This window comes from Paraeggerthella hongkongensis, from assembly GCF_003726035.1.
In the GTDB taxonomy this organism is placed as follows: domain Bacteria; phylum Actinomycetota; class Coriobacteriia; order Coriobacteriales; family Eggerthellaceae; genus Paraeggerthella; species Paraeggerthella hongkongensis.
In genome coordinates this window covers 35950-54711 of the sequence record NZ_QICD01000013.1, presented here as the reverse complement: position 1 = coordinate 54711, position 18762 = coordinate 35950, and the positions used below count along the sequence as shown (strand labels likewise).

General features: G+C 54.2%; 15 protein-coding genes and 1 tRNA gene. 11 read left to right on the top strand and 5 right to left on the bottom strand.

What is annotated here, in order from left to right; genetic code table 11:
- Positions 1 to 104 precede the first annotated feature (104 nt).
- The 4 genes from DMP08_RS12375 to DMP08_RS07665 all read left to right on the top strand — a co-directional run bounded on the left by DMP08_RS12375 (position 105) and on the right by DMP08_RS07665 (position 3305).
- Entirely contained in the window at positions 105 to 500 is a 396-nt protein-coding gene (locus tag DMP08_RS12375) for a hypothetical protein (protein ID WP_148042337.1), read from the top strand.
- Positions 501 to 524: 24 nt separating this feature from the next.
- The gene (locus tag DMP08_RS07675) at positions 525 to 1037 is read left to right on the top strand and encodes a hypothetical protein (RefSeq protein ID WP_211328413.1); all 513 of its coding nucleotides are present in this window, start codon (positions 525 to 527) and stop codon (positions 1035 to 1037) included.
- A gap of 64 nt (positions 1038 to 1101) precedes the next feature.
- Positions 1102 to 2073 (top strand): site-specific tyrosine recombinase/integron integrase, encoded by a 972-nt coding sequence (gene xerA, locus DMP08_RS07670; protein ID WP_123192341.1) that lies wholly within the window; start codon positions 1102 to 1104, stop codon positions 2071 to 2073.
- Entirely contained in the window at positions 2070 to 3305 is a 1236-nt protein-coding gene (locus tag DMP08_RS07665; RefSeq protein ID WP_123192340.1) for a restriction endonuclease subunit S, read from the top strand. The genes xerA and DMP08_RS07665 overlap by 4 nt, the downstream gene beginning before the upstream one ends.
- Here DMP08_RS07665 and DMP08_RS07660 read toward each other — a convergent pair.
- From DMP08_RS07660 to DMP08_RS07640, 5 genes are all read right to left on the bottom strand, one after another.
- Complete coding sequence (locus DMP08_RS07660; RefSeq protein WP_123192339.1) at positions 3277 to 3855, bottom strand: restriction endonuclease subunit S; 579 nt, start codon at positions 3853 to 3855, stop codon at positions 3277 to 3279. The two genes, DMP08_RS07665 and DMP08_RS07660, sit on opposite strands and share 29 nt — an antisense overlap.
- Positions 3845 to 5353 carry a type I restriction-modification system subunit M gene (locus tag DMP08_RS07655; RefSeq protein WP_123192338.1) on the bottom strand — a complete coding sequence of 503 codons (1509 nt, stop codon included), beginning with the start codon at positions 5351 to 5353 and terminating at the stop codon, positions 3845 to 3847. Before DMP08_RS07655 ends, DMP08_RS07660 begins: the two co-directional genes overlap by 11 nt.
- 8 nt (positions 5354 to 5361) lie before the next feature.
- The gene (locus DMP08_RS07650; protein WP_211328411.1) at positions 5362 to 8445 is read right to left on the bottom strand and encodes a type I restriction endonuclease subunit R; all 3084 of its coding nucleotides are present in this window, start codon (positions 8443 to 8445) and stop codon (positions 5362 to 5364) included.
- A 1-nt stretch (position 8446) separates the two neighbouring features.
- Positions 8447 to 8659, bottom strand: coding sequence for a hypothetical protein (locus DMP08_RS07645; protein WP_123192337.1), 213 nt, complete (start codon positions 8657 to 8659; stop codon positions 8447 to 8449).
- A 237-nt stretch (positions 8660 to 8896) separates the two neighbouring features.
- Positions 8897 to 8973 (bottom strand) — tRNA-Met (locus DMP08_RS07640).
- A 423-nt stretch (positions 8974 to 9396) separates the two neighbouring features.
- Between DMP08_RS07640 and DMP08_RS07635 the strand changes: the two genes are divergently transcribed.
- The 7 genes from DMP08_RS07635 to DMP08_RS07605 all read left to right on the top strand — a co-directional run bounded on the left by DMP08_RS07635 (position 9397) and on the right by DMP08_RS07605 (position 18547).
- On the top strand, positions 9397 to 9945 hold the full coding sequence (locus DMP08_RS07635; protein ID WP_114566700.1) for a DUF308 domain-containing protein: 549 nt from the start codon (positions 9397 to 9399) through the stop codon (positions 9943 to 9945).
- A 254-nt stretch (positions 9946 to 10199) separates the two neighbouring features.
- Complete coding sequence (locus tag DMP08_RS07630; RefSeq protein WP_123192336.1) at positions 10200 to 11639, top strand: sodium-dependent transporter; 1440 nt, start codon at positions 10200 to 10202, stop codon at positions 11637 to 11639.
- 50 nt (positions 11640 to 11689) lie between these two features.
- Entirely contained in the window at positions 11690 to 12601 is a 912-nt protein-coding gene (locus DMP08_RS07625) for an acetamidase/formamidase family protein (RefSeq protein WP_123192335.1), read from the top strand.
- 220 nt (positions 12602 to 12821) lie between these two features.
- Positions 12822 to 14216: an APC family permease gene (locus tag DMP08_RS07620; protein ID WP_123192334.1), complete on the top strand. Its 1395-nt coding sequence runs from the start codon at positions 12822 to 12824 to the stop codon at positions 14214 to 14216.
- A gap of 173 nt (positions 14217 to 14389) precedes the next feature.
- Positions 14390 to 15316 carry a PfkB family carbohydrate kinase gene (locus DMP08_RS07615; protein WP_123192333.1) on the top strand — a complete coding sequence of 309 codons (927 nt, stop codon included), beginning with the start codon at positions 14390 to 14392 and terminating at the stop codon, positions 15314 to 15316.
- 367 nt (positions 15317 to 15683) lie between these two features.
- Complete coding sequence (locus DMP08_RS07610) at positions 15684 to 16598, top strand: SGNH/GDSL hydrolase family protein (RefSeq protein WP_123192332.1); 915 nt, start codon at positions 15684 to 15686, stop codon at positions 16596 to 16598.
- 68 nt (positions 16599 to 16666) lie between these two features.
- Positions 16667 to 18547: an MFS transporter gene (locus DMP08_RS07605; protein ID WP_123192331.1), complete on the top strand. Its 1881-nt coding sequence runs from the start codon at positions 16667 to 16669 to the stop codon at positions 18545 to 18547.
- Positions 18548 to 18762: the final 215 nt, after the last annotated feature.

Genomic DNA, 18762 nt, shown 5'->3' with positions numbered 1-18762 from the left:
TTGTGTTTGCGTCTAACTTTGTATCTGACGTTATTGTTCCGGGTCTTCTGTACGACCTTTTCAAGTGCATTTTGTCGAAGACTTGCAAAGCGCTTAGCGAAACGATGGATTTTGACGTGCCAATTAATAGGGTGACTCTTAAGGCAAGAGATTGCGACTACGTTATTTCATCAAACTGCAATGCCGGCGTCTATAGCGAATCGATCGATTACAATCAGCTGCTTTCTCAAATGGAATCATTTACAAAACGCGAAGAGAAAGACAATCGTCCTGTTGCCAAGATTGAAGCTCCGTGCGATTTACGAATCGGACAACATGGATGGGATATTATATGCTGCGGCGTGGGTAACTACTCGCTTTGGAAAGTCGAATACAAAAGCGGCGAAAAATGGCCGGAAGCTTTGTATGACGCAGCCAATGAAACGTTTATAGAACTAGTTGATGGCGTAATTTCTTGTCCAGAAGATAAATTCTATCCTGGGCAACAATCAACTGAATAGTCAATCTAGGAGCAGGTGACGTAAATGGATGATGCAGTTATAACGGCAATTGCGACAGCGGGTTCTCAACTCACCGTTCTCGCCGCAAAAGGAACAGCTACTCAAGTTAGTAATAGATTTCAGGCTATTAGACAAAAGAAAACTCATGAAGAGCTTTGCAACTCGTATGAGGAACTAATAAATGAATTAGTCGCAGAGCGTGCCCAAGCGATTGCTATTGCCCAAGCATATGAATCAGAGTTGAACAGGTACGAAATAACAGATGAGGATATCAAGCACCTGCAAAATACGGTAGGGCATGCGCTAGACATCCTGAAATCCTTCTCGCCTGATAGTGACTTCTCGAACTACGAGCAGTTCAAATCCCTCTTATCTGTCGACACGCTAAAAGCTATGCAGCTTCTGGGGTTTGACTACAAGAAAGCGATAGGCGACCCTTTGACTGAGGTATGCGCGGATGCAATCCGTGTGAATCTAGGCCAGAAACAAACGACTGCCAACCGCAATAACGAGAAGAAGCGTAGCTCTGCTAAATAATCATTTATGCGCACTGTTGCAACCTAATGTCGTAGCCTGTCATTTTCGAATGATGGAAGTCCCTATGAATGATTCACTTGTTGCAGAAATCGCAAACGCTATGACCAATTATCTCGACTGCTCGCAGATGAGGCAGCTAAAGTCTGTTCTTCGCACTAAGCTTGACAACAAGATCGAGGCTAGCCCTATCGCCGATAACTCAACCCTCATCAAGACATTTCTTCAAGCAAAAGCTCTTGAAGGTTGCAGCCAGCGCACTACTGCTTACTACGAATCAACATTACAGAAGCTTAAAGGATCAATCACGAAAAGCTGGAATCAGATTAATACGGATGACCTGCGTCAATACCTTACTGAATATCAAACAATCAATTCGTCTAGTAAGGTAACAATCGACAACATACGACGAATCTTCTCGTCATTCTTCTCATGGCTCGAGGATGAAGACTATATAGCAAAAAGCCCCGTCAGACGTATCCACCGAGTAAAGGCTCCTTCCGTCGTCAAGGAAACCATTAGTGACGAAGACCTTGAATCTTTACGCGACGCATGCCCAACATCACGTGATCTTGCCATTGTTGATTTACTTACTTCGACCGGCATGCGCGTTGGTGAGCTTGTTGGTCTTAACAAGTCCGATATCAACCTTAATGAGCGGGAATGCATCGTTTTTGGTAAAGGCGCAAAAGAACGTAAAGTATATTTCGACGCACGAACCAAAATTCACCTGAGCCAGTACCTGAATAATCGCGCCGATTCAACCGAAGCATTGTTCGTCAGCCTTAATAAACGCGCTACACGTATTACAATAGGCACAGTCGAATCGCGATTGCGACAACTAGGACGTCAGACCTGCGGAAAGCGCATTCATCCGCACAAGTTCCGACGAACGCTAGCTACTGCAGCCATCGACAAAGGCATGCCTATTGAGCAGGTTCAGAAGCTCTTAGGGCACGTACGAATAGATACAACCATGCAATACGCTCTGGTCAGCCAGAGTAATGTAAAAGCTTCACATAGGAAGTACTTAGGATGAACAGTACACAATTTGAAAATTTCACGATTGAGGAGCTCACGGACGAAATCGCGATGGGGCCTTTTGGGTCGAACATTAAAACTGATTGCTTTGTTGAATCGGGCGTCCCCGTATTGAATGGTTCGAATTTGACAGGCTTTGTAATGAACGACTGCAAGTTGCGCTATGTCACCGAAGAAAAAGCACAGTCACTCGGAAACGCGCTGGCTTCACGCGGCGATATTATCGTGACACATCGAGGAACACTCGGTCAGATTGTATACATACCAAATAATTCGCAATTTGATCACTACGTCATCTCTCAAAGTCAATTTAGACTGAGATGCAATAAGAAAGTCTTACCTCAGTATTTAGTATATTATTTTCACACACCACTGGGCCAATGGAAGATTCTGTCGAACAAAACTCAAACTGGTGTTCCGGCGCTAGGACGACCAACCTCCACTTATAAAAAAATCGAGGTTAGCGTTCCCCCTATTAACATTCAATCTAAAGTCGTAAACATCATTTCAACAATCGAAGAGCTTATTGAGCTCAACAATCGCACAAATGATTATTTAGCTGAAATGCTGTTGGCACTGCAGAAGCGAGTTGCAGAGACGGAAGAGCTTTCCGAATCAAGGGCGGACGAAGTATTCAACATTCACATTGGCAAGACTCCGCCGCGCAAGGAGTCAGAGTGGTTCTCTTTTGACCACGTCAACAATGTTATCTGGATGTCAATTAAGGACATGGGCGGCGGTGATGTGTATCTTATCGACAGTTCCGAGTATTTGACACCCGAAGCCGTTGATAAACACAACATAAAGAGATGCAGGCCGGGCTCGGTTCTTTTGAGCTTTAAGCTGACAGTAGGCCGTGTCGGCATAGTTGCAAATGAGATGGTCACCAACGAAGCCATTGCCTGTTTCTCTTCTGATGATCCGAGAAAGCTTGCATATCTTTATCCGTTGTTGAAGTCATACGACTACGCGTCATTAGGAAGCACCTCATCAATCGCTACTGCTGTGAATTCAAAGATGGTCAAGGCAATGAGCATCAAAATGCCTTCGTCTCCAGCGCTAGACTCCTTTTACGAGAAGGCGAAGCCAATATATGAATTGCTACTCAGCAACACCAGGGAGATTGCGGCTCTTGCCGAGCTTCGCGACGCACTTTTGCCGAAACTCATGTCAGGCGAAATCGACGTTTCGAAGATCGACCTTACGCAGCTAAATAATCATTTAGCTTAACGAGAACCAGTTCCTGGTAGCGCATCGAATCAACAAAGGAGACAATTTTTTGTTGCGTGCGAAGATCAGGAAGGCTTATTTCGATTCTTGCAAGGTCACTGGGATGCACTCGAAACACCTTCATCCCCTTAACGTACTGTCTTAATAGGGCTTTAAACCTAGGGGTCTGCGCCAGGTAGTTTAAGTATGGGGGCAATATGAGGCCCTGGTCTTTAACGCGCATAATCGTTGTTTCAGTCCCAGCAACTGCAGGCAGATTTCTCGGATTATTGAATAGGTAAGCATGACCCAAATCATCAATCGTTTCTGACGTCAACACGTAAACAATATCCTGATCCCTAAGTTCTTGAGAGGGTCTGATTTTTTCGTCTTTTGTGATATACGGGATTGGTTTTTGTGGTGATTCAACATCTATCGACGTATCAAAACCTTTATACAAATCGCCATAGTGAATATAGAGATAGTCACCATTCTCGTACATCCTGGCGCGTGGTGTGCTCGCACCACGCGCAAAAGTACAGAGGTCTCCCAAGGAATGCTTAGAACTCATAGCCGATTGCCCCCAGATTCTTTTTAATCTGCTCTTGGAGACGATTGGATTCTTCGAACATCTTGCCAAGTTCGCCAGTCAAACGAGTCATCTTTTCTTCAAAGGGCTCATCGTCCTCTTCAGCATCAGCGATACCAACATAGCGACCAGGGGTCAAAATGTAATCCTGCTTTGCAATATCTTCGATGCCAACCGCCGCGCAAAAGCCTTTCTCGTCTTCAAGGCTTCCAGCACGGAAGTCGTCAAACACTTTAGCAACCTTGGCGATATCCTCTTCGGTGAACTCGCGCAGCTTACGGGTAACCATGGTGCCCATCTCGCGAGCATCAACAAACAACGTCTTTCCAGGCTGCTCTTTGCGCTTGCTTACGATCCAGAGACTTACAGGAATACCCGTGCTGTAGAACAACTGGCCAGGCATTGCAATAATGCCCTCAATTAAGTCTGCCTCGATGATCTTGCGACGGATGTCACCTTCTCCGCTGGACTGAGAGGACAGGGATCCATTTGCAAGAACCATACCCATGCGCCCAGTAGAGTTTAGGTGGTGGATCATGTGCTGCATCCAGGCAAAGTTAGCGTTGCCCTCCGGAGGAATGCCATAGTCCCAACGCGGATCCTCTTTCAGCTTATCGCCGCCCCAATCGCTTAGATTGAAAGGCGGGTTTGCCATCACGAAGTCAAAACGCTTGTCTTTATGGCAATCGTCGAAGAACGTATCCGCATTAAAGCTTCCCAAATCGGCATCAATGCCGCGAATAGCCAGGTTCATCGTGGCCATCTTCCAGGTAGTGGGGTTGCTTTCCTGGCCATAGATGGCAATGTCATCGATATTGCCTTGATGGTGTTTTACGAATTCAGCAGACTGCACGAACATGCCGCCCGACCCACAGCAAGGGTCGTACACGCGACCATGATATGGCTGGATTACCTCTACCAAGGTCTTAACGATGCAGGCTGGAGTATAGAACTCCCCAGCATTTTTGCCTTCTGCTTCGGCAAATTTTGATAGGCAGTATTCATAGGTGCGCCCTAGGATGTCGCGGGTGTCGCCCTTTTCTGCCATCTTTACGTTAGTGAACAGATCGACAACTTCGCCGAGCCTACGCTTATCAAGCTCCTGCCGTGCAAAATTCTTAGGCAGGATGCCCTTCAGCTTTGCGTTTTCTGATTCGATTGCGCGCATAGCGTCGTCGATAACCTTGCCAATTTCGGGAGTGTGTGCAGCAGTGGCAATAACACTCCAACGTGCATTCTCGGGCACAAAGAAAATATTGTCGCAGGTGTATTCATCGCGATCTTCTTCGAAGCCTTCACCCTCGTCTACAAGTTGTTGGTAGCGCTGATCGAATTTATCAGAAATGTACTTTAGAAAGATAAGGCCCAGAACAACGTTTTTGTATTCAGAAGCATCAATGTTTCCACGAAGCTTATCAGCTGCCTTCCAAATCTGCTCTTCGAAACCAATGTTTGCCGTATTGTCCGTTTTCTTCGCCATCATCTTTCCTATTCATATACTTTGGTATCGGCCCACAGCTCACACTGCGCCATTACGGTTTCCATTGCGTCATCAACACCCTCAGGCGGGTATTTGTACTTTTTCAACAAACGCTTGATACGACGGCGCATTCCCGCCCTAGCACTTTGCTTTTCCTGCCAATCTATTGTCGCACTAGTTCGCATTGCCTCGGTAAGCTCTCGGGTTATGGCAACTAATTGATCGTTATCGTAAAAGTCTTTTACGGCCTGCGGCTTGGTAAGGGCGTCATAAAAGGCAAGCTCTTCATCATCCAGCCCTAGTTTCGTGCCCTCTTCGCGATCCGTCATCATGTCGTGCGCCATTGCTAGGAGCTCTTCGATAACCTCAGCATTGGTTAGCATACCGTTTAGATATCCATTCACGGCAGATTGCAGCATTTCACTGAACTTATTCGCTTTAACAACGCTGCGCCTTGAATAGCTTTTCACCTGCTCCTTGATTAGTCTTTTCAGGGTTTCAACAGCAATATTCTTCTGTTTCATCTGCGCGAGTTCCTGCAGGAAAGCTTCATCGAACAGGGAAATCTCGACTTCGTCTTTGTCGAAAATATTAACGACACCTTCTGTTTGGACCGATTGCTCCAAAATAGCGGCGACACGCTCGTTGAACTCTTTGTAGGTCATACCATTGCCACCAGTCCCAGTGCGACCAGTGATACGCAGCACCTGCACGCGCAAAACCGACAAGTAAGCAGCCTCATGCTGGTCCTCTTTTGATACCAGGCTCTTGCAGAGGCTTAATGCCTGACCCATAAGCTGCGACTGCTTTAGGAAATCTTCCATTTCATCGGCATGCTTTGGATCTAACAGCCAGTCAGTGCCGTCGCTGATCAGGCGAGCGAGCTGAACCTTGCTGTCCGTAAACACTTTCTCCGTGTAGTTAAAGCCGTAAAGAATATCGCGGCATACATCAAGCTTTTCCAAGAACTTCGGATAAGCGGTAGCCGCAATATCCATGTCCCCATAGTTATGCTGGTCACGATTGGTGTAGTCCTTCATAGCCTGCTTTAGTGCGTTGGCAATTCCTATGTAGTCAACGACCAGGCCGCCCTCCTTGCCTTTGTAGACACGGTTGACACGGGCAATAGCCTGCATTAAGTTGTGCCCCTTCATGGGCTTAAACACGTACATGGTTGCTAGCGAGGGCACATCAAATCCGGTCAGCCACATGTCTACTACGATAGCTATTTTAAGAGAGTCATCATCAGACTTGAAACGTCGCTCCATTTCCTTCTTATGTTCTTTGCCACCGCAGACTTTGAACCATTCTTCGGGGTCCTGATTGCCCATTGTCATTACAACGCCGACCTTCTCTTTCCATTCAGGTCGCATGCGTAAAATCTCTTCGTAGATCTTCATTGCTACTGGTCTTGAGTAGGCCACGACAAGCGCTTTTCCGGTGAGGATATCAGATCGGTTTTGCTCGTAGTGGTTCACTATGTCGCTACACAATGCCTCTATGGTTTCTGGAGCAGAAAGAACTCCCTCCAATCCTGCCATGGTGTGCTTGGACCTCTCGACGCTTGCCTCATCAGCGTTTCGCGCAAACTCAGCGTATTCATTGTCAAGCTGCTCAAGTACGTTCTTGTCGAGATGCAGCGCAACAACGCGACTTTCGTAATAGACTGGGCGTGTCGCATTATCCTCAACCGCCTGAGTCATGTCGTATACGTCGATGTAATCACCAAATATCTCGCGGGTATTCTTGTCCTCTGTTGAGATTGGCGTGCCAGTAAAGCCGATATATGAGGCATTGGGGAGCGCCTTGCGAACCAGCATGGCGGCACCAATGCTCACATTGCCTTCGGCATCCATCTTCTCTGTCAGACCATATTGGCCACGGTGTGCCTCATCCACCATGACGACTACGTTGTCTCTGTCGCACAGCGGTTCTTCTCCATCCATAAACTTCTGCATGGTAGTGAAGATGATGCCGTTGGCCTCTCGATCCAAAAGCAAGCTTTTCAAGTGCTCCCTACTTTTTGCATTCTCGGGTGTCTGGCGCAGAAAGTCCTTGCAACGACTGAACTGTCCATAAAGCTGGTCGTCGAGGTCGTTCCTGTCGGTGATGACGACGATAGTCGGACTGTTAAGCGCGTCCTGCAGCATGTGGGCCAAAAACACCATAGACAGAGATTTGCCGCTGCCTTGAGTGTGCCAGAAAACACCAATTTTTCCATCACCCTCTACGGCTTCCACAGCGCGCGTTGCAGCCTTATGCACTGCAAAATACTGGTGGTATGCCGCAAGGATCTTGATGGTTTTCTCATTGGTGTTATTGAAACAAATGAAGTTACGGATGATATCCAGAAGACGATCTTTGTGGAACATGCCTTCTAGCATTGTTTCATAATTTGCGTACTGCGTATTGGCGTAATCGCCATCCGCACTTTTCCATTCAACGAATCTGTCTTCAGTTGCGGTAATGGTGCCGACGCGAGTGTCGGCCATGTCGCTCATCACGCAAAAGACATTAGGAACAAATAGGCTGGGAATATGCTGCATGTAATTACGTAGCTGCAGATAGGCATCCGACGCATCGGTTTCTTCACGCGATGGCGACTTGAGCTCAAACATCACTAACGGCATGCCGTTAACGAAAATGATGACATCAGGCCGCTTTTCGGAGTATTCAACAAAGGTCCATTGATTAACGACTTGGAAGATATTGTTTTCAGGATTCTCGTAATCAAGGAGATAGACAATATCATCTCGATCCTGCTTGCCGTCAAAGTACCTAACCTCGACACCAGACTGAAGATAATCATTGAAACGTTCGTTGCGAATCTCCAGCTTGCCAGTTTCTGTATTGTTTAGCTTAAAGATTGCTTCTTGAATAGCTTGCGCAGGAAGGCCTGGATTTATTTTGCGCAAAGCGGCCGGTAGCACTTCGGGAATAAAAACGTCGTCGTACTTTTCGGAAGTGCGAGCAACATCAGGCCCATGTAGATATTCATAGCCTAGGTATGAGGTGAAGTACTCTATGATGGCTTGCTCGTAGAAGTCCTCGTTCATATGTATTCCGGTTACGGCGTAGTCAAGCTGGCCCATCTTACTCGCCCCCTGTTAGATCATGAATAAGACAGGTGCGCATATAGGCACTGAAGCTCATTCCTTTTAGCGACGCCTGCTCTTGGGCAGCCTCTTTAAGGTTCTTGGGGACGCGCAGTGTAATTGCTATTTGACCGCCCTCGGCCAAATGCCGTTTCTGCTCTGTATCGGTCGCCCCTTTGGTTACTAAATCAGCAAAGGTATCTGTTGCCATACCGCCTCCGTCCCCTGCATCGTTATGCAATACAAAGTATATACGTATCTGCGGCGCAGAACCTTAGCAACTGGCTAAGAAACGAGTGAACTTGGATTAAAGGTTCAAAAATGCGTTTCAAGTTTTGAATTGTATTAAAAACGTTACTTAACTATTCACACCCCATTCACACCCAGAAAGTGGCGGTATATAACAAAGCAGGCCAGCCGTTTTTGTTGGCTGACCTGCTGTAACGTTTGGTCGCGGGGACAGGATTTGAACCTATGACCTCCGGGTTATGAGCCCGGCGAGCTACCAGACTGCTCCACCCCGCAACATTGTGTTGCGCCTACCCTTCCTGCCCGAAGTGCCTTCAAACAGGAAAAGCGGCGAAAATGAATATTACTAGCATTCATCATAAGAAGCAAACGATTTCTAGCAATTCATAAAATGTTCATAATTGGGATGCGGCTTCGACTGGATCGGCGTGGTGTTCACTGCGTATGGGCGCACGAGTTCGGCTCGATGCGTAGCAGGCGAATAGCCTCAATCCAGTCAGGCGAGAGTTTGCTTCGGATTCTCTGCGTTAAGTGTCGACGCGACGCATCCGGTCTGGTGCAATGCGTTCTCCAGCAAGGTTCTGCTTGTTGAGGCGCGTTGCGTGAAGAAAACCGCCGTTCATCAGTTTCATGTCGTACGTTCATCCGGGGGTATGATGCAGGTAGCTCGACAAATCGCCAATCAGATGGAGGCAAGTTATGAAGTCGTTCATCGACGTAATCCGTTCCAATATTTTGGTGCAGGCTGTTCTGTCCATTGCGCTGGGTTTGCTTTTGGCGTTTTGGCCGGGGGCGACGGTACTCACCGTGGTCTACCTGCTGGCTTTGTACCTTGCTGTTTCCGGTGCTGCGTCGCTGTTTTCCTACTTTCGTTCCTCGAGCGGTCGTTACCGGTCTGCCGGAGTGCTTACGAGCGCGGTCGTGCTGCTGGTCTTGGCGCTGCTCGTGTTTTTGTTTCCGCAGGCCGTTGCCGGGTTCTTCTCGCTGATCTTGGGCATTCTGCTGCTTGTCGGCGGTGTTGTGAACGCGATTCGCTCCATCGAGCTGCGCGCATATCAGGGCAGCACGTGGATCGCTTCGCTGGTGATAAGCGCCGCCGTGGCCATCGGCGGCGTGGTTATCGTGGTCAACCCCTTCGAAACCACGGCGGCATTCGTCCTGATGCTTGGCGTGCTGCTTATCGTGAAGGGCGTTGGCGACCTGGTCATCGAGCGCAGGCTCGCGCAAGCCTCGAAAGACCTGCGCTAGAGCACGTCCCGCTTTCAACCGCGCCTCCGCCCTCGATTGTGGACGCTCCCCGCCTCCGTCTTCGGCTGCTGCCCAGCCTCCAACCCCGGTCTCCGGCCCGCCGCCCTCCCGACCGCGCAGGTTGTCTCGGTCGTTTCGCCCGATCGATCAGGCACATTGCGGCTTGCAGCCAGGTTCTCCCACTTTTTTGCGCTACAATTGCAGCGTTTTGCTAACAGGCAGTTGCGTGCAAATATCTGCAAGAGGAGCGTGGTATGAGCGAGGGCAAGGGGACGGGCGGCGTGCAAACCGCCGACCGTGAGCGATTTGCGTCGCGGTTGGGTTTTATCCTGATCAGCGCCGGATGCGCTATCGGCTTGGGAAACGTCTGGCGTTTTCCCTACATTGTAGGCGAGTACGGCGGCGCGGCCTTCGTGCTCATGTACCTGGTCTTTTTGATAATTCTGGGTCTGCCCGTCATGGTCATGGAGTTTGCCGTGGGCCGCGCCAGCCAAAAGAGCGCGGCGCTTGCGTTCGACACGCTGCAGCCTTCGCGGAAGTGGCATTGGTTCTCGTGGTGGGGCTACATCGGGTGCATGGTGCTCATGATGTTCTACACTACGGTGGGCGGCTGGATGTTGTCCTTCGTGGTGAAAATGGGAACCGGTGCGTTCAACGGCCTTGATAGCGCGGGCGTCGGCCAAGTGTTCAACGACATGCTGGCAAACCCCACCGAATTGGTGGGCTGGATGCTGGTGGTCATCGTTTTGGGTTTCTTGGTATGCAGCCTGGGCTTGCAGAAAGGCGTCGAGCGCATCACCAAGGTGATGATGGTGTGCCTTCTGGGCATCATGGTGGTGCTGGTGGCGCGTGCCGTTACGCTGCCGGGTGGCTTGGAGGGCCTTGAGTTCTACCTGATCCCCGACTTTGGCAAGCTGTTCGCCGGGGCAACTCCTGCGGAACAATGGGCTACGTTCGGCGATGCCGTGTACGCGGCCATGGGCCAGGCGTTCTTCACGCTCTCGCTGGGCATCGCTGCCATGGAGATCTTCGGCAGCTACATCGGCAAAGAGCGCTCGCTCACGGGCGAAGCGCTGCGCATCTGCGGCCTGGATACGGCGGTTGCCCTTATGGCCGGCCTTATCATCTTTCCTGCATGCTTCGCGTTCGCGGTCGAGCCGGGCAGCGGTCCGGGCTTGGTGTTCGTCACGCTTCCGAGCGTGTTCAACCAAATGCCCATGGGCCAGTTGTGGGGCGCGCTGTTCTTCGTGTTCATGAGCTTTGCCGCCCTGTCCACCATCATCGCGGTGTTCGAGAACCTGATCAGCTGGTCTATGGACAAGTGGGGTTGGAGCCGCAAGGTGGCGGTTGCTCGCACGGCCATTCTGGTGACGGTGCTCAGCCTGCCGTGCGCCCTTGGATTCAACGTGCTAGCGGGCGTGACCGTTCCGGCTATCGGCGACATCCAGTCCATTGAAGACTTCATCGTGTCGAACAACCTGTTGCCGCTGGGCAGCCTGTTCTTCGTGCTGTTCTGCGTCACGAAAAGCGGCTGGGGCTGGGAGAACTTCCTGGCCGAAGCCGATACGGGCAAGGGTTTGAAGTTCCCCGCCTGGTCGCTTCCGTGGCTGAAATTCGGCATTCCGACGCTCATCCTGGTCATTTTCGTTATGGGGTACGCTCCGAAGGCGGCCGTTTGGCTGGGCATGGCGTAGCCGCTTCTTGAAGGAATATACTGAACGAATCGTCAACCCAAGGAGGCATCATGCAGGTCATCGAAGATCAGGTCATCAAGTTTTCCAAGGACAACCCGCCGTGCGCAACCGCGCAGCCGGGGGAAGTGCTGCTGTTCAAAACGCAGGATTGCTTTGCCGGGCGTATTCCTACCGAAGACGTCACCATGAAGGATCTGAATTTCTCGTACGGCTTCACCAACCCGGCAGCCGGGCCCGTGTACGTGGAGGGCGCCGAGCCTGGCGACGTGCTGGTGGTTGACATTTACGACGTGCAGGTGGCTGACCAGGGCGTTATCGCAACCGACGATCACTGTGGACCGCTGTTCGAATCCACCGATTATCGCAGCAAGATCATTCCCATCGAAGACGGCATGGCCGAGTTCAACGGCGTCAAGTTCCCCATCGATCCCATGATCGGGGTCATCGGAACCGCGCCCGACGGCGAGGACGTCATCGACGGTTTCGTGGGGGCCCATGGCGGAAACCTGGACAACAAGCTGATCACTAAGGGAACGCGCATGTACTTCCCCGTGCGCGTGCCGGGCGCGCTGCTCCAGATGGGCGACGTGCACGCCACGATGGGCGATGCCGAGCTGTGCGGCACGGGCATCGAGATCGCTGCCGACATTACCGTTAAGGTGTCGCTGGTCAAGGGCTTCGAGTTGAACTGGCCCGTGCTCGAGACGTTCGGCCCGCATGGCAAGTGGTACGTGAACGCGAGTGCTCAGGAATTCGACGAAGCCCTGATGAACGGCTCCAAGGAGATGCAGCGTTTGCTCATGCGCATTACAGGTTGGGACGCTATCGACACCTATATGTACATGTCGGTGCAAAGCGACGTAGAGCTGTCTCAGGCGTGCAAGCCCTGCGAGGTTCAGCTGAGCCTGCGCGTTGGGACGCCGAAGTTGCCGCAGTTCCCGCCGCTGGTTCCGCAGCCGTAAGCGAGTTTTACCGGGAAGGGCGCTGCTGGAGCCGGGTGAATTCCCGGCTCCAATTAAGTAAGCGTCCGTTTACAAAAAAGTTATGGATTCGATGACAAGGTAGCGCGATAATTCGAGGATGCGCTTTGCTGCGCAAGCGCGCTGGGTTGCAGCGCTTTAGTGCAGCGGAGCGGCGAAGGAAGAGGCGGCTTCGGCTGCACGTTAGTAAGGGGGACCGACTATGTCGGCTCAAACCGATTCTCCGGCGAAAGCGTCCGGAGAGAGCATCGAGCAGTTCGGCTACAAGCAAGAACTGCGAAGGGGCATGACTTTGCGCGACGTCGTTTTGTACGGCGTGCTGTTCATGGTTATCATTGCTCCGCAGTCCATCTACGGCGAAATCCAAATCGCCAGCGGCGGCATGACGCCGCTCGTGTACATCGTAGGCTTCGTGGCTATCAGCTTTACGGCCATGAGCTACATGCGCATGTCGAAGCGCTTTCCCATTGCGGGATCGGTGTATTCGTACGTGCAGCGCGGCATCAATCCCCACGTGGGCTTCATGGCTGGTTGGCTTATCTTGCTGGACTACGTGTTCGTTCCGTCGTTGCTGCTGGTTATGGTGGCGAACTGGGGCGTTGCTCTTGTCCCGGGAAGCCCGTGGTACTTGTGGGTCGCCGTGTTCGTGGTGTTCAACACGTTCGTGAACATCCGCGGCATCCAGATGACGAAGGGCGTTGACTGGGTCATCTTCGTTGTCGAGATCCTGGCCGTTATCGCGTTCATCGCTATTGGCACGAGCTTCGTTTTGGGCGGCGGCGGTGCTGGGCAGCTGACGATCGACCCCATCTATCAGCCTGGTAAGGTTGATGCGCACTTTATAGCGACGGCGGTTTCCATCGCGTGCCTGTCGTTCCTTGGCTTCGACGGCATGTCCACGCTGGCCGAGGAAACGGTGAAGCCCGAAAAGACCATCGGCAAGGGCATCCTCATCGCTCTGTGCATCATGGTGGTCGTGTTCGTGGCGCAGACCTATGTGGCCGCGCTCATTCAGCCCGACGTTTCGCAAGTCGATCCCGAAATGGGCTTCTTCAACGCGGCGCTCATGGCGGGCGGTCCTGTTTTGTACAAGCTGCTGCTTGTGGTCAACATCGTGGCCGTTGGCATCGCCAACATCATGAATGCGCAGCTCGCCTCTTCCCGTCTGCTGTACAGCATGGGCCGCGACGGCGTGATCCCGCGCATCTTCGGCAAGGTTCATCCGAAGTTCCAGACGCCCTACATTGCGTCTATCGCATTGGGTGTCGTGTCCTTGATTCTGCCCATGTTCTTGGATATGACCACGCTGGTGGCATTCGTGAACTTCGGCGCGCTGTCGTCGTTCGTGCTGCTGAACTTCGCCGTGTTCTTGTTCTTCTTCGTGAAGGAAAAGAAGCGCTCTTCGTTCGGCGATGTGGTGAAGTACCTGATTTGCCCTTGGCTTGGCATATTCATTCTGGTGTACGTGTTCACCGGGTTTGATTTGCAGACTTATGCGGTGGGCATCTCCTGGATGGTTGTTGGCCTGATCATCGGCGCGGTGAAATCGAAGGGCTACAAGGAGGTTCCGGAGGCGTTCAAGCATCTGGAAGTGTAGCGCGCAAGCGATTGATTGTTGAGCGGGCGGCCTTCGGGTCGCCCGCTTTGCCGTTCGGACCCATGCGCTCGTTTTGTGCATGCGGTCGCGCCTTGCGCTTCGCCTGTGCGGTAAAGCGGCGTGGGCATCGGTATACTATGCTGATCAAGGCGGATCTACGTGAAAGGGGAGCGATGGGGGCGTCGAAAGCGCGCAACGCGGTTCTGGCGGTGGGGGCCATTATGGTGGACGTAGTGTGCTGCGTTTCGAACCTGCCCGCCTCGGGAGAGGGCGTTGTGGTCGAGTCGTCTCAGGCGGTTGTGGGCGGATGCGCGTTCAACTCTGCGAATGCTGCGCGCCAGTTAGGGGCCGACTGCACCTTGTTTGCGCCCGTGGGCGAGGGCGTGTACGCAGGGTTTGTGGAAGGTGCGCTCGCGCAGCGCGGCTTGCAGGCGCCGTTGCGCGTGAGGGGTCGCGACAACGGATCATGCACGTGTTTGGTCGAACCTGATGGACAGCGCACGATGATCACTTCGCCGGGCGTCGAGCGTTACTTCGAGCGCTCGTGGTTCTATGCTGTCGATCCCGCGCGTATTTCGTGTGGTCTTGCTAGCGGATACGAGATCGAGGGACCCGGTGGCAACGCTATCATCGAGTTCTTTGAAGAGCATCCCGAAATCCAGTTCTTCTATGCGCCCGGTCCGCGCATTTTGGGCGTGGGGCCGGAGAAGCACGCGCGCATCAATGCGCTTCGCCCCATCTGGCACCTGAACGATCAGGAGGCCCTTGCGTATACCGGTTGCTCGACGCTTGAAGATGCGGCTCGCGTTTTGGCTGCAGCTTGCGAAAACGCCGTGGTCATCACGGCGGGTGCTGCCGGTTCCTTTGTGCTTGAAGGGCCGGGCGCTTGTTTTGCCAACGTTGCAACGGAGCCGGTTCGCGTGGTCGACACCGTGGGAGCGGGCGACGCTCATCTGGGAGCGCTTGCGGCGGCGCGCGCTGCGGGCCGTTCGTGGGAGGAATCGCTTGCGCTTGCGAACAAGGTGGCGTCTGGTGTGTGCGCGGCTGAAGGCGCGACGCTTTCCGATGAAGCGTTTGCGCAGTTGGGCGTGGCGCTGTAGCAAGGTCGCCGCAATGCGGCGACGGGGTTTGCCGATGGAGGCGGCGCTGCGCTTACGAGGCCCCGCGCTCGCCCGTAAAGGGATGCGCGCACGAAAACCGCCTTCGCTGGCAGGTTTTGACGGTTGGGGGATGCCGGGCGGAGCGTTGCTCTTGCCGCTGCTAGGTCTGCTTTTTATTTTGCCTGTTCGCAGCCTTGGGCTATTGCGCTGCTCTTTCGCGAGCGCTGCCCCAGCGGGGTTCAACGCTCGCCTTTCGACTTGCAGCATATATATGTGCTGCAAGTTCGTTCTTCTGCCTTTCGAGCCTAGAAGAGAGCCTTGCGGTATCATGGTCGCCAGACGAGATCATGGAAAGATGGCGGGTGATATGAAGCGGTTTTCGGTACTGGGCGACTCCATCAGCACGTTCGAGGGGTGCAACCCCGAAGGATTCGACGTGTTCTACGAGAACGAGCGTCGTGACGCAACCGGCGTTCGCCTTGTGGAGGACACCTGGTGGGCGCAGGTTATCGAGCAATGCGATGGCGAGCTGTTGTGCAACGGCTCGTTCTCTGGAAGCATGGTGGAAGGCGCGGGTTTTCCTGCGGCAAACAGTGCCGAGCGTATTGCGGCGCTAGCGAAAGACGGCGTTGCGCCCGATGAGATTCTTGTATTCATCGGCATTAACGATTACGGGTGGGGCGGCCCGGCCGCCCAGGCTGCGGGTCGCGGAAACGCCCTGCCTGCAATGCTTGATCTGTCCGCCATTCCAGAAGCCGAGGCGAGCTTGGCTTCTGCCGATGCGGCCGAGCGGTTCGGTCAGGCGTACAGCGCGATGCTCGCGCGCATGCGTGCTGCGTATCCGCAGGCCAAAGTGTGGTGCTGCACGCTGTGCCCCGGCCGCATCGAGGGTTCTGCCCGCTCGACGTTCGCGTACCGGCTGCGGGGCGTTCATCTCGATCGTTACAACGACGCTATTCGCCTGGCCGCCGAATCGAACGGGTGCTGCGTTGCCGACGTCCGCGCTTTGGGGCGCGACTATGTTGCTCTTGAGGGCACCCATCCTACGAAGCGCGGCATGACGCAGTTTGCTCTTATGGTCTTGCATGCGATGTCGATCTGGGAAGGATCTTCGCTCGAAGGTCGCGCTTCGGATCCCTTGATCGATGACGCGTTCGGCGACGCCCCTCGCTCGCTCCAGACGTGCGAGAAGCCGTCTTGCATCGGCTGCGCGTATGCCGGAGCAACGGGAAACAAGTGGCTTTGCGTGTGTCGAAAGGACGACGAAGCGCGCAGCGAATAGAGCCGCTCGGCGCATGCGACCGGGTTCGCGGCGCGCCTCAAACAAAAAAAGTGAAAGGATATTCCTTCATGCAAGGGAAATCTCTTGTTCTATTGCTGCTGGTGTTGTACGGGGCAGCGTTTCTTGCGGGGTTCAACGAGAACCTTGTCAACATGGCCTTGGTGTCCATCATGGGGGACTACGGGGTTGATTCCGTAACGGCCCAATGGCTGGTGACGGGGTACATGATCGTGGCCACCGTGGTGGTCATGTGCATGGCGTTTCTGTATCGCCGGTTCAGCCTGCGGCTGCTTTTCTTCGTCGCGTCGGCTTTGAACTTCGTCGGCTCGGCGGTGGGGCTGGCTGCGAGCAGTTTCGAGATGCTGCTCGTCGCGCGCTTGGTGCAGGCGGTGGGCACGGGCATATTCATCCCGCTCATGATGAACACCATCCTGGCGGTCACGCCCAAGAACAAGCTGGGCACGTATCTTTCCATCGGCAGCTGCACCATCACCTTCGGTCCCGCTTTGGCCCCGGTGGTGTGCGGGGCGCTGGTGACCATGTTCGGTTGGCATAGCATTTTCGTGGTTCCCTTGGTCGCCACGGTGCTGTTGTCCGCGCTGGGTTTTTTCTTCGTCAAGAACCTTGAGACCGGCGAGGCGCATCTGGACGTGCTCTCGGTGGCGCTGTCCGCCGTTTTGCTGACCGCGCTTTCTTATGGGCTGGTGCAGCTGACTATCGATGTTCCCGCGGCCCTTGCCTCGTTGGCAGCGGCGGTGGTTTTGGCGAGCGTCTTCGTGGTGCGCCAACTGCGGTGCGCCCACCCGCTCATCGATCTTGAACCGTTGCGAAACCGCGCCTTCTGGCCCGCTTTGCTGCTGGTCGTCATATCCATGGTCAACATGTTCTCCATGAGCGTGCTGCTCCCCCTGTACTTCGAGGGCGCAACCGGCATGACGGCGTTCGGCGCGGGCTTGCTGATCTTGGCGCCGGTGTTGGCGAATGCGGGCTCCACCCTGCTCGGCGGGCGCACCATGGACAAGCGGGGCGAATGGCCCTTGCTGCCGTGGGGGTTCGGCGTGGTCGCGCTTGGCTTCGTGGCGTTGGCCCTGGTGGGTCCCGCGCGCTCGATCCCCATGATGCTGACTTCGGCGCTGGTCATGTACGTGGCGGTGGGATTCGTGCTCTCTCCCTCCCAGACGGCGGGGCTGCGCATGCTCCCTGCGCGGCAGAACCCGTTCGGCGTGGCGCTGATGACCACCGTGGTGCAGATCGCCGCATGCATAGGGCCTTCGCTGTACGTGGGCATCATGTCGTCGGGGCAGGCGGCTGCGGCGGCCGGCGGCGCCGATGCCGCCCAAGCGGCGGCGGATGGCTTTTCGCTGGCGATGCTCGCCGCTGTTGCCGTGGCGACGCTCGGGTTCGTGCTGGCCTTCTTCTACGCCCGAGCCGCCCGCAGGCGAGGCGCCGATCAGGCCGCCGCCCGCGCTGCTTGCTCGACGGCGCCTCTTGCCAGCATCATGCAGCCCGACCCGTACATGCTGCCCGCCGACGCCACGGTCGGCCAGGCCATGCGCCTGTTCGTGGATTGCAGGGTAGGGGGCGTGCCCTTGGTCGACCGGACCGGCCGGCCGGTCGGCTTCGTGTCCGACGGTGACGTCATGCGCTGCCTTGCGGATCGCCACCCCGTGATCACCGGCGCCTATTCGCTTATGGAAGCCGCTAACGACCAAGGGTTCGACGATCGTCTGCGCGAGCTCATGCTGTTGCCGGCGCGCGTGATCGCCACGGAAAAGCCAGTGTTCTTGGACGCTGGGGCGACGCTCGAGGAAGCATGCTCTCTTCTGGCCACGCGCCGCCTGAAGAAGGTCCCCGTGGTGCGCGACGGCCTTGTCGTTGGAACGGTCAACCGCTCGGACGTGCTGCGCTACGCCATGGACACGGTTTTGCAGGCCGCTCCGGCGCGATAAGCGCCTGAAGCTTCGCGGCGCAACAGCCCTCCTCGGCAGCGCGCCGGAGCTTGTTTCGCTGCCCGCCCTCGCACGCCTGCCGGTAGCCGCCGGTGGCAATCGGCTGGCATGCGGTCCCTTCGCTTTATATGCGTAAATATGTCGTACAATACTGAATGCTATCTTGAACAAGGGCGAAAGAGGCCGCCGGCGTCGCCCGTGATCGTCGGCGCGTT

What these genes read in the sequence shown, in the direction of transcription:
- DMP08_RS12375 (WP_148042337.1), top strand. Translation starts at nt 105, where the DNA reads ATGGATTTTGACGTGCCAATTAATAGGGTGACTCTTAAGGCAAGAGAT.
- DMP08_RS07675 (WP_211328413.1), top strand. Translation starts at nt 525, where the DNA reads ATGGATGATGCAGTTATAACGGCAATTGCGACAGCGGGTTCTCAACTC.
- xerA (WP_123192341.1), top strand. Translation starts at nt 1,102, where the DNA reads ATGAATGATTCACTTGTTGCAGAAATCGCAAACGCTATGACCAATTAT.
- DMP08_RS07665 (WP_123192340.1), top strand. Translation starts at nt 2,070, where the DNA reads ATGAACAGTACACAATTTGAAAATTTCACGATTGAGGAGCTCACGGAC.
- DMP08_RS07660 (WP_123192339.1), bottom strand. Translation starts at nt 3,855, where the DNA reads ATGAGTTCTAAGCATTCCTTGGGAGACCTCTGTACTTTTGCGCGTGGT.
- DMP08_RS07655 (WP_123192338.1), bottom strand. Translation starts at nt 5,353, where the DNA reads ATGGCGAAGAAAACGGACAATACGGCAAACATTGGTTTCGAAGAGCAG.
- DMP08_RS07650 (WP_211328411.1), bottom strand. Translation starts at nt 8,445, where the DNA reads ATGGGCCAGCTTGACTACGCCGTAACCGGAATACATATGAACGAGGAC.
- DMP08_RS07645 (WP_123192337.1), bottom strand. Translation starts at nt 8,659, where the DNA reads ATGGCAACAGATACCTTTGCTGATTTAGTAACCAAAGGGGCGACCGAT.
- DMP08_RS07635 (WP_114566700.1), top strand. Translation starts at nt 9,397, where the DNA reads ATGAAGTCGTTCATCGACGTAATCCGTTCCAATATTTTGGTGCAGGCT.
- DMP08_RS07630 (WP_123192336.1), top strand. Translation starts at nt 10,200, where the DNA reads ATGAGCGAGGGCAAGGGGACGGGCGGCGTGCAAACCGCCGACCGTGAG.
- DMP08_RS07625 (WP_123192335.1), top strand. Translation starts at nt 11,690, where the DNA reads ATGCAGGTCATCGAAGATCAGGTCATCAAGTTTTCCAAGGACAACCCG.
- DMP08_RS07620 (WP_123192334.1), top strand. Translation starts at nt 12,822, where the DNA reads ATGTCGGCTCAAACCGATTCTCCGGCGAAAGCGTCCGGAGAGAGCATC.
- DMP08_RS07615 (WP_123192333.1), top strand. Translation starts at nt 14,390, where the DNA reads ATGGGGGCGTCGAAAGCGCGCAACGCGGTTCTGGCGGTGGGGGCCATT.
- DMP08_RS07610 (WP_123192332.1), top strand. Translation starts at nt 15,684, where the DNA reads ATGAAGCGGTTTTCGGTACTGGGCGACTCCATCAGCACGTTCGAGGGG.
- DMP08_RS07605 (WP_123192331.1), top strand. Translation starts at nt 16,667, where the DNA reads ATGCAAGGGAAATCTCTTGTTCTATTGCTGCTGGTGTTGTACGGGGCA.